The organism is Streptomyces apricus, assembly GCF_008369065.1.
Taxonomy (GTDB): Bacteria; Actinomycetota; Actinomycetes; order Streptomycetales; family Streptomycetaceae; genus Streptomyces; species Streptomyces apricus.
The window spans coordinates 247,736-257,310 of sequence record NZ_VDFC01000075.1; the positions used below are offsets into that span (position 1 = coordinate 247,736).

Here is a 9,575-nt window from a genome sequence, read left to right on the forward strand (position 1 = left end):
GGGTGGCGGCGTACGACCGGAGGATGAAGGTCACCGATCACTCCGGGAGCCGACCGATGCATCTCCGCGTACGTACCGCCTGCGCCGCCGCGGTGGTCCTGGGCCTGACCGCCCTTCCCCTCGCCGGGACCGCCCMCGCCGCGCTCGCGGGGCTCCCGGACGACGACGCGACGGCCGCGCTGGTCCGCGTCTCGGGCACGGACGGCGCCTGGCGCGGCAGCGCCGGGGTGCGCGACCTGCCGAGCGGCCGGAAGGCGCTGGAGGACGGTCGGTTCCGGGCCGGTTCCACGACGAAGGTCGTCACCGCGGCCGTGGTGCTCCAGCTCGCCGCCGAGGGCCGGGTGGACCTGGACGGACACCTCCAGACCTACCTCCCCGGCCTCCTCCCGCCGGCCTTCGAGCCGATCACCGTACGCCAGTTGCTCACCTTCACGAGCGGTCTGCAGCCGGGCTCGTCGCTCGGGGACGTGGACGGCGAGGGCTACGAGCGGCGGTACGAGACGCTGACCCCCGAGGAGGTCGTGGCCGCGTCGGCCGCCAAGGGCCCCGCCTTCCCGCCCGGCGAGCGGCAGGTCTACGGCAACATCGACTACACCGTGCTGGGACTGCTCGTCGAGGAGGTCACCGGCGACTCGTACGAGCACCAGGCGGCCGTACGCGTCCTGCGGCCGGCCGGGATGCGGCACACGTCCTTCCCCGGCGGCCCCGACCCGCGGCTGCACGGACCGCACAACCGCGGCTACCAGAGGCTGGCGGACGGCAGGCTGGTGGACGCCACCGAGTGGAACATGTCCGACCGGTGGGCCGCGGGCGACATGATCTCCACGACGGCCGACCTGGAACGGCTCCTGTACGCGCTGTTCCGGGGCCGGCTGGTCCCGCAACCCCTGCTGGAACGGGAGATGTTCACCCTCCCCGACGTGCCGGGCGCGACCATGAGCGCGGGCCTGCAGCGGTACGACCTGGGCGGGGGCCGGGTCGTGTGGCTCAAGTCGGGGGCGCGCCCCGGGTACGGCACGCTCCTCGCGGCCACCCGCGACCTGTCCCGCACGCTCGTGTACTCGGTCAACGCGACCGACGCGAAGGGGGAGGGCATGAATCCGGTGGCCGAGCGGATCGTACGGGCGGCGTTCGGCGGCTGAGTGCGGCGTCCGGTGCGGCCGGCCGGTTCAGCCGCTGAGGGTGGCGGCCGGTCCCCCGCCGAGCGCCGCGGCGCGCTGGGCGAGGCGCTCCAGGACCGTCTCGCCCCACTGGATGTTCCCCTTCTCCAGGGCGATGCCGCCCTGGAGGGTGAGGTAGGGGCCGACGCGTTCGGCGGTCGCGAGGTACTCGTCCTCGGTGCGCCCGGCCAGCATCCGTTCCTGCATGCGCCGGTAGCGGGCGAGTTTGGCGGTGGACCGCTCCACCCGCTCGGCGACCGCCGCCAGGACGGCCGCCACGTCCTCGGCGCCCCCGATGTCGACGCACTGGACCTTGACCATCAGCTCGTCCCTGATGGCGAGCGGCTTCGCGGGGCCCCCGGCGACGTACGCGCGCAGGACCCGGCGTCCGGCCTCGGTGAGCGAGAAGAGCCGTTTGTTGGGGCGGCGCTCCTGCTGGACGACACGGGCCGAGACGAGCCCCTCGCCCTCCATGCGCTCCAGCTCGCGGTAGAGCTGCTGGGGGGTGGCCATCCAGAAGTTGGCGACCGAGGCCTCGAAGCCCTTCGCGAGGTCGTACCCGGACGCCTCGCCCTCCAGGAGCGCGGCCATCACCGCGTTGCGCAACGCCATGGGCCCAAGCTAACACCGCGTCGCTCAGTCATTTGGCTGGTCAAGGACGTGACCGCCGCGCCCCGGACCGCTGCCGTCCGGTACCGGTGCCGGGGAGGGTGCGGGCGCCGGGGTGGCCGCCGCGGCCGGGAAGAGCACCGGCGGGAGCAGGTCCGCCCGCCGCAGGAGCCAGGGCCCCAGGAAGCCGCCGACCCAGCGCAGCTCCGTACCGACGACGCGCAGACCGGTGCGTGCCGTACGTACCGCGTGTACCGACGTGTCGGGCGGCAGGGGCAGTGTCCAGGAGTCGTCGCTGCCCGGGAGGGCGAAGGCGTGGGCCACCGCGGCGGCGATCCGCGCGTGGCCGAGCGGGCTCGCGTGCAGCCGGTCCGGGCTCCACAGCCGGGGGTCGGTCAGCACCGCGTGGGCGGACATGTCGGCGACGACCACGCCGTGTCGCCCGGCGGCCTCCCTGATGCGGGAGTTGAGGGCGAGGACCCGGCGGCCGAGCGGCCGGGCCAGCGGGGTGATCCGGCCGATGTCGGGGAAGGCGACCGTCGCGACGCGGGCACCCTGCCCGGTCAGCGCGGCGAACATCGCCTCCAGGTGTCCCGCCACCTCGTCCGCGTCGAAACGTGGGCGCAGCAGGTCGTTCATCCCGGCGACGACGGTGGCCAGGTCGGGGCGCAGGGCGAGGGCCGCCGGGAGTTGCTCCGCGCGGACCTGTCCGGCGAGGCGTCCGCGGACGGCGAGGTTGGCGTAGCGGACGTCGGGGTTCTGCCTGGCGAGCTCCTCCGCGAGGCGGTCGGCGCAGCCGCGCAGTCCCAGTACGTCGTCGCCGTCGCCGAGTCCTTCGGTCTGGCTGTCCCCCAGGGCGACGTACCGCAGGTATCCGCTGTCGGACACGGGTGCCCACCTTTCACTGGACCGCACCTATGCACCGATTAGCTTATTCATATAGTTGACTATGGCAAGGGGATCTCGCCCCCGCCGCCCCTACCCATTCCCGTCACTTCCTCGGGGGCTCCGCCCCCGAACCCCCGTTGCGCAGTTCCCCGCGCCCCTAAAAGGGGCGCGGGGAACTGCGCAACGGCCCGAGAGCCCCCGGCCCCTCACACCCGGTACCCGGCCTGGGCCACCGTCTCGATCAGCGGCGGGTCCCCSAGCTTGCGGCGCAGCCTGCTGACCGTCACCTTCACCGTCCGGGTGAAGGGATCGGCTGCCTCGTCCCAGGCGCGCTCCAGCAGCTCCTCGGCGGAGACGACCGCGCCCCCGGCCGCCATGAGCAGCTCCAGGACCGCGAACTCCTTCGGGCTGAGCGGGAGTCCGCGGCCCCCGCGCGTCGCCGTCCGGCGGGCCGGGTCGAGCCGCAGGTCGCCGCGGACCAGCACGGGCGGCAGCGCGGGCTGGGCACGCCGGCCCAGCGCCCGTACGCGCGCGACGAGTTCGGTGAAGGCGAACGGCTTCGGCAGGTAGTCGTCGGCGCCCATGCCGAGCCCCGCGACCCGCTCGGCGACCGTGCCGGACGCGGTGAGCATCAGCACCCGCGCCCGGCTGCCCCCCTCGGCCAGAACCCGGCAGACCCGGTCACCGTGCAGTCCGGGCAGGTCGCGGTCGAGCACGACGACGTCGTAGCCGTTGACCGTGGCCCGCTCCAGCGCCGCGTGGCCGTCCAGCGCGACGTCGACGGCCATCCCCTCTCTGCGCAGTCCCGCCGCGACGGTCTCGGCGAGCTCCTCGTGGTCCTCGACCACCAATACGCGCATCGGCATCTCCGGCTGCGTCTCCGGTCGTGCTCCGGCTGCTGCGAACCCTGGGGACAGCGTGCCCGCCGGGCGGTAACAGGGTGGTAAGAGCGTCCGTTCCCGTGCCGTAACCGCTCGTGCGCTGGGCTGTCCCGCGAGGACACACGTCCTCGCCGGAGACCTAGGAGGACCTCATGCGAAGTTCGACGGAACGGCACCGCCGGCTGACGGCGGCCTGCGCGCTGATCAGCGCCCTCACACTCGGCGGGGTGTACGCGGGCCAGTCCGTGGCCGCCGGCTCCTCCCCGCCGAGCGGCGGCTCGTCGTCCGAGTCACCGAAGGATGAGAACCCGGACGACACGGGTGACTGGAAGCGGCAGGACAAGGCGCCCCGCGCGTACACCGACTGCATGCGCGACAACGGCCTGGCGGACTTCCCGGACATCGTCATCTACACGGCGGACGGGGGCCGCGGGGTGAAGGTACGGATCGAGAGGGGCGAGGAGGGTGACGGGACGAAGCGCCCTGACCCGACCTCGAAGCAGTTCCGCAAGGCGGCGAAGGCGTGCCAGGACGTCCTCGCCGACATCGGCGTCGAACTGCCGGTGCCGCCGCGCGGCCTGCCCGGGAAGGGCGGCGGCCCCTTCCCGGCCCCCGGCGGCTGCGGCGAGATCCGGAAGCACGAGAAGGGGGACGACGACCGGCGCGAGGACCGCGGCACGCGACCGAGCGGCGCGGGGTTCGTCCTCAGCGGCTGACACACGTCCGACTGCCGGCCACGGTACGGCCGCCGGACGCGGTACGGCTGCCGGCACGTGACCGGCAGCCGTACCCCCAGGGCCGCGTACCGCCTACGAACCCCTCAGCCCAGCGACGTCATGACGTGCTTGATCCGCGTGTAGTCCTCGAACCCGTAGCCCGACAGGTCCTTGCCGTAGCCGGACTTCTTGAAGCCGCCGTGCGGCATCTCCGCGACCAGCGGGATGTGCGTGTTGATCCACACGCAGCCGAAGTCGAGGACCTTGGACATGCGCATCGCGCGCGCGTGGTCCTTCGTCCAGACGGAGGAGGCGAGGGCGTACTCGACGCCGTTGGCGTACGCCACGGCCTGGGCCTCGTCCGTGAAGGACTGGACGGTGATGACCGGGCCGAAGACCTCGTTCTGGACGATCTCGTCGTCCTGCTTCAGGCCGGAGACGACGGTCGGGGCGTAGAAGTACCCCTTCTCGCCGACCCGGTGGCCACCGGCCTCGACCCTCGCGTGGGCGGGCAGGCGCTCGATGAAGCCGCTGACCTGCTCCAGCTGGTTCGGGTTGTTGAGCGGCCCGTAGAGCACGTCCTCGTCGTCCGGCAGGCCGGTCTTCGTGTCGGCGGCGGCCTTGGCGAGCGCGGCCACGAACTCGTCGTGGATCGACTCCTGGACGAGGACGCGCGTGGCGGCCGTACAGTCCTGGCCGGCGTTGAAGAAGCCCGCCACCGAGATCTCCTCGACGGCCTTGGCGATGTCGGTGTCCTCGAAGACCACGACGGGCGCCTTGCCGCCCAGTTCGAGGTGGACCCGCTTGACGTCCTTGGCGGCGGACCCGGCGACGGAGATGCCGGCCCGTACGGAACCGGTGATCGACGCCATCGCCGGGACCGGGTGCTCCACCATCAGGCGGCCGGTGTCGCGGTCGCCGCAGACGACGTTGAAGACGCCTTTGGGGACGATCGAGCCGATGATCTCGGCGATCAGGACCGTGGAGGCCGGGGTGGTGTCGGAGGGCTTCAGCACGACCGTGTTGCCCGCGGCGAGCGCCGGGGCGAACTTCCACACGGCCATCATCATCGGGTAGTTCCAGGGCGCGACCTGCGCGCAGACGCCGACCGGCTCGCGGCGCACGATCGAGGTCAGGCCCTCCATGTACTCGCCGGCCGACCGGCCCTCCAGCATCCGCGCCGCGCCCGCGAAGAAGCGGATCTGGTCGACCATGGGCGGGATCTCCTCGGACCGGGTCAGTCCGATCGGCTTGCCCGTGTTCTCGACCTCGGCGGCGATCAGTTCCTCGGCGCGCTCCTCGAAGGCGTCCGCGATCTTGAGGAGGGCCTTCTGCCGCTCGGCGGGCGTCCGGTCGCGCCAGGCCGGGAAGGCGGCGGCCGCCGCCTCCATCGCGGCGTCGACGTCGGCCTGGCCGGACAGCGGCGCGGTGGCGTACGCCTCGCCCGTCGCGGGGTTGACCACGTCCGTGGTCCGTCCATCGGCGGCATCACGGAACTCTCCGGCGATGTAATTGCGCAGACGACGCAGCTCGGTGCTCACTGCCCGGCCCTCCTGTCGGATGTCCTACGACGGTTCTTCGACTGTCCTACGACGCTTCTTCGGCTGTCCTCCGCCCCAGGTGTCCACTACCTGAGACGCGGAGCTCCCACCCTAATCCTCACTCTGACGTTTTCAACACCCCCACCGACCCCATGGCTGCGAAATCCGCAGGCTGCGAAGTCGTGGACAACGGATTTCATCGATCAGACCTTGCGAAACTGTCGAGCCCTCGTGCACAGTGAGCGCGTGGCCAGTCGAAGCGCAGAACCCAGGGATCCCCGGGACTCCCGCGAGTCAAAGAACGGCACCCCCCAGCTGGACGCCGTCTCCCTCGCCATCATCGAGCAGCTCCAGGAGGACGGCCGCCGCCCGTACGCCGCGATCGGCAAGGCCGTCGGCCTCTCCGAGGCGGCCGTGCGCCAGCGCGTCCAGAAGCTGCTCGACCAGGGCGTGATGCAGATCGTCGCCGTCACGGACCCGCTCACCGTGGGCTTCCGCAGGCAGGCGATGGTCGGCATCAACGCCGACGGCGACCTCGAACCGGTCGCCGACGCGCTGACCGCCATGCCGGAAGTGGAGTACGTGGTGATGACCGCGGGCTCTTTCGACATCCTCGCCGAGATCGTCTGCGAGGACGACGACCACCTGCTGGACGTCATCAACAAACGCATCCGGGTCCTGCCCGGCGTGCGCTCCACCGAGAGCTTCGTCTACCTGAAGCTCAAGAAGCAGACCTACATGTGGGGAACCCGATAGCCGTGACTGCCAAGGACCTCAGCCGCACCGCGTACGACCACCTGTGGATGCACTTCACCCGCATGTCCTCGTACGAGGACGCGCCCGTCCCCACGATCGTCCGTGGCGAGGGCACCTACATCTACGACGACAAGGGCAAGCGCTACCTCGACGGTCTCGCCGGCCTGTTCGTGGTCCAGGCGGGCCACGGCCGCGCCGAGCTGGCCGAGACGGCCGCCAAGCAGGCCCAGGAGCTGGCCTTCTTCCCGATCTGGTCGTACGCCCACCCCAAGGCCGTCGAGCTGGCCGAGCGCCTCGCGCACCACGCTCCGGGCGACCTGAACAAGGTCTTCTTCACCACCGGCGGCGGCGAGGCCGTCGAGACCGCCTGGAAGCTCGCCAAGCAGTACTTCAAGCTGCAGGGCAAGCCGACCAAGCACAAGGTCATCTCGCGCGCGGTCGCCTACCACGGCACCCCGCAGGGCGCCCTGTCCATCACCGGACTGCCCGCCCTGAAGGCGCCGTTCGAGCCGCTGGTCCCGGGCGCGCACAAGGTCGCGAACACCAACATCTACCGCGCGCCCGCGTTCCTCGACCACGGTTCCGGCGTCTCCCCCGAGGCCTTCGGCCGCTGGGCCGCCGACCAGATCGAGGAGCAGATCCTCATGGAGGGCCCGGAGACGGTCGCCGCCGTCTTCCTGGAGCCCGTGCAGAACGCGGGCGGCTGCTTCCCGCCGCCGCCCGGCTACTTCCAGCGGGTGCGCGAGATCTGCGACCGGTACGACGTGCTGCTCGTCTCGGACGAGGTCATCTGCGCCTTCGGCCGGCTCGGCACGATGTTCGCCTGCGACAAGTTCGGCTACGTACCGGACATGATCACCTGCGCCAAGGGCATGACCTCGGGCTACTCCCCGATCGGCGCCTGCATCATCTCGGACCGGCTGGCCGAGCCGTTCTACCAGGGCGACAACACCTTCCTGCACGGCTACACCTTCGGCGGCCACCCGGTGTCGGCGGCCGTCGGCCTCGCCAACCTCGACATCTTCGAGCGCGAGAAGCTCAACCAGCACGTGCTGGACAACGAGGGCGCGTTCCTGTCCACCCTGCAGAAGCTGCACGACCTGCCGATCGTCGGCGACGTCCGCGGCAACGGCTTCTTCTACGGCATCGAGCTGGTGAAGGACAAGGCCACCAAGGAGACCTTCACGGACGAGGAGTCGGAGCGCGTGCTCTACGGCTTCGTCTCCAAGAAGCTCTTCGAGTACGGGCTCTACTGCCGCGCCGACGACCGCGGCGACCCGGTCATCCAGCTGTCGCCGCCGCTGATCTCCGACCAGTCGACGTTCGACGAGATCGAGGGGATCGTGCGCCAGGTGCTGACGGAGGCCTGGGCGAAGCTGTGACGGCGCGACGCGCGACCGCATGACCGCGCGACCGCGTCCGCGTCCGATGAACTGAAACTGTGATCAACACCGGCCCCGGGGCGCCCGTTCGAGTGAGAATGGGCGCCCCGGGGCCGCGTGCTGTCCGGCCTCCGGGTCCCGACTCCCTAGCGTGCCCAGTGACCGATCGGCCCTGCCTTCGTTCCCCCGGCCGGGGGAACCAGCCGCCTTCCGAGGCCGCTCGGGCAGCGCACGTCAGATCTGAAGAGGTGTACGCGATGGTGGCTCCGCCGGACAACGAGGTGCTCTGGGCGCGCGCCCTGCACGTCAGACACCACGGTTCACCCGCGCTCACCGGCGTCTCGCTCGGGGTGCGCGAGGGGGAGATCCTCGCCGTCGGCGGTCCGCGCGGCAGCGGCAAGACGACCCTGCTGCGGTGCCTGTCGGGACAGCTCCTGGCGCAGGAGGGCGAGGTCGGGTTCGCCGGCACGGCCCTGCACGCGCTGGGAGCGTCCGCCCGCGAACGGCTGCGCCGCGACCGCTTCGGCTGGATCGACCCCACGCCGGTCCTGGTCCCCGAACTGAACGCCTGGGAGAACGCGGCCCTGCTCCTGATGCTGCGCGGCGTCGGCCGGCGGCGCGCCCGGGCCACCGCCCTGGAGTGGCTGGACCGCCTCGACGTCGGCCGCTGCGCCCGCAGCCGCCCGTACGCCCTGTCGCAGGCGGAACGCCAGCGCGTGGCCGTCGCCCGCGCCCTGGCGCCCGCGCCGGCCGTGATCTTCGCCGACGAGCCCACCGCGCCGCTGCACCGCGCGGACCGCGCCCAGGTGCTGCGTACGCTCACCGCCGCGGCGCGCTCGCACGGGATGACCGTCGTCCTCGCCACGCACGACACGGACACGGCGGCGTTCGCCGACCGCACGGTGTCGCTGCTCGACGGGCGGCGCGTGGACACCGTGCACCTGCCGCCGGTCGACGAACCGGCCGGTCCGACCGGGTCCGCCGGACCCGCCGAGAGGGAAGGCCGGGCCGCGTGCTCGCTCTCCGCCTAGTCCGCGGGGCCCGTCCCGCCGTCCAGTTCCGCAGGCTCCTGGTGGCCGCGGCGTCCGCCGGCACGGGCTTCCTGCTGCTGTGCACCCTGGGATACGCGATGGGGCACCCGGGCCCGTCCGGCGGGGCCGTGCTGCGGCTCGCGTGGTGCCTCGTGCCGATCGCGGCCACCGTGCAGTTCGCGGTGGCCGTCGCCCGGACCGACCCGGCGACGCGGCCCCGGGCGGGGCTGGCGGCGATCGGGCTCGGGCCCGGGCAGCTGACGGTGCTCACGGCGGTCTCCACCGCGCTGTCCTGCACGCTGGGGTCGCTGGTCGCCCTGCTGCTCTTCCTGCACCTGCGCGGCGGCCTGACCGGGCTTCCCCTGGACGGCGCGGCGGCGGGGCTGCTGGCCGCGGACCAGTCGGTGCCGCTGCCCGCCGTGCTCACGCTGCTGGCCGTGGTGCCGCTCGTCGCGTCGGCGGCCTGCGCGCTGGTGCTGCGCACGCGGAGCCCGGGCCGCCCCGCGTCCGGCGGCCGCCCGCGCCGCCTGACCGGCTTCGGCGGCTACGGCCTGTCCACGGACCGCATCGGCTCCGCCACCTACGGCCGCTTCGGCACCCACCCCCCACCC

9 protein-coding genes and 1 pseudogene are annotated in these 9,575 nt (G+C 72.4%); 6 read left to right on the plus strand and 4 right to left on the minus strand.

What is annotated here, in order from left to right:
- The first annotated feature begins 56 nt into the window (after window positions 1-56).
- Window positions 57-1,142 carry a serine hydrolase domain-containing protein gene (locus tag FGF04_RS34690; RefSeq protein ID WP_149515355.1) on the plus strand — a complete coding sequence of 362 codons (1,086 nt, stop codon included), beginning with the start codon at window positions 57-59 and terminating at the stop codon, window positions 1,140-1,142.
- 27 nt (window positions 1,143-1,169) lie between these two features.
- Here FGF04_RS34690 and FGF04_RS34695 read toward each other — a convergent pair whose 3' ends face one another.
- The 3 genes from FGF04_RS34695 to FGF04_RS34705 all read right to left on the minus strand — a co-directional run bounded on the left by FGF04_RS34695 (window position 1,170) and on the right by FGF04_RS34705 (window position 3,517).
- Window positions 1,170-1,772, minus strand: coding sequence for a PadR family transcriptional regulator (locus tag FGF04_RS34695; RefSeq protein ID WP_149515356.1), 603 nt, complete (start codon window positions 1,770-1,772; stop codon window positions 1,170-1,172).
- Window positions 1,773-1,796: 24 nt separating this feature from the next.
- Window positions 1,797-2,657 carry an SGNH/GDSL hydrolase family protein gene (locus FGF04_RS34700; protein WP_149515357.1) on the minus strand — a complete coding sequence of 287 codons (861 nt, stop codon included), beginning with the start codon at window positions 2,655-2,657 and terminating at the stop codon, window positions 1,797-1,799.
- Between the two features lie 206 nt (window positions 2,658-2,863).
- A complete protein-coding gene (locus tag FGF04_RS34705) occupies window positions 2,864-3,517 on the minus strand; it encodes a response regulator transcription factor (RefSeq protein ID WP_149515358.1) in 654 nt (217 codons plus the stop codon).
- A 173-nt stretch (window positions 3,518-3,690) separates the two neighbouring features.
- Between FGF04_RS34705 and FGF04_RS34710 the strand changes: the two genes are divergently transcribed.
- Complete coding sequence (locus tag FGF04_RS34710) at window positions 3,691-4,254, plus strand: hypothetical protein (RefSeq protein WP_149515359.1); 564 nt, start codon at window positions 3,691-3,693, stop codon at window positions 4,252-4,254.
- Window positions 4,255-4,358: 104 nt separating this feature from the next.
- On the opposite strand, the gene FGF04_RS34715 is transcribed toward FGF04_RS34710, so the two are convergent.
- Window positions 4,359-5,795: a gamma-aminobutyraldehyde dehydrogenase gene (locus FGF04_RS34715; protein WP_149515360.1), complete on the minus strand. Its 1,437-nt coding sequence runs from the start codon at window positions 5,793-5,795 to the stop codon at window positions 4,359-4,361.
- A 231-nt stretch (window positions 5,796-6,026) separates the two neighbouring features.
- Between FGF04_RS34715 and FGF04_RS34720 the strand changes: the two genes are divergently transcribed.
- The 4 genes and pseudogenes from FGF04_RS34720 to FGF04_RS34735 all read left to right on the plus strand — a co-directional run.
- The gene (locus FGF04_RS34720) at window positions 6,027-6,551 is read left to right on the plus strand and encodes an Lrp/AsnC family transcriptional regulator (RefSeq protein WP_149515361.1); all 525 of its coding nucleotides are present in this window, start codon (window positions 6,027-6,029) and stop codon (window positions 6,549-6,551) included.
- Window positions 6,536-7,933 (plus strand): aspartate aminotransferase family protein, encoded by a 1,398-nt coding sequence (locus FGF04_RS34725; RefSeq protein WP_149515362.1) that lies wholly within the window; start codon window positions 6,536-6,538, stop codon window positions 7,931-7,933. Before FGF04_RS34720 ends, FGF04_RS34725 begins: the two co-directional genes overlap by 16 nt.
- Window positions 7,934-8,190: 257 nt before the next feature.
- A complete protein-coding gene (locus tag FGF04_RS34730; RefSeq protein WP_149515363.1) occupies window positions 8,191-8,964 on the plus strand; it encodes an ABC transporter ATP-binding protein in 774 nt (257 codons plus the stop codon).
- Window positions 8,946-9,575, plus strand: a pseudogene (locus tag FGF04_RS34735) (hypothetical protein); the annotation flags it as partial. The gene FGF04_RS34730 and the pseudogene FGF04_RS34735, both read left to right, overlap by 19 nt.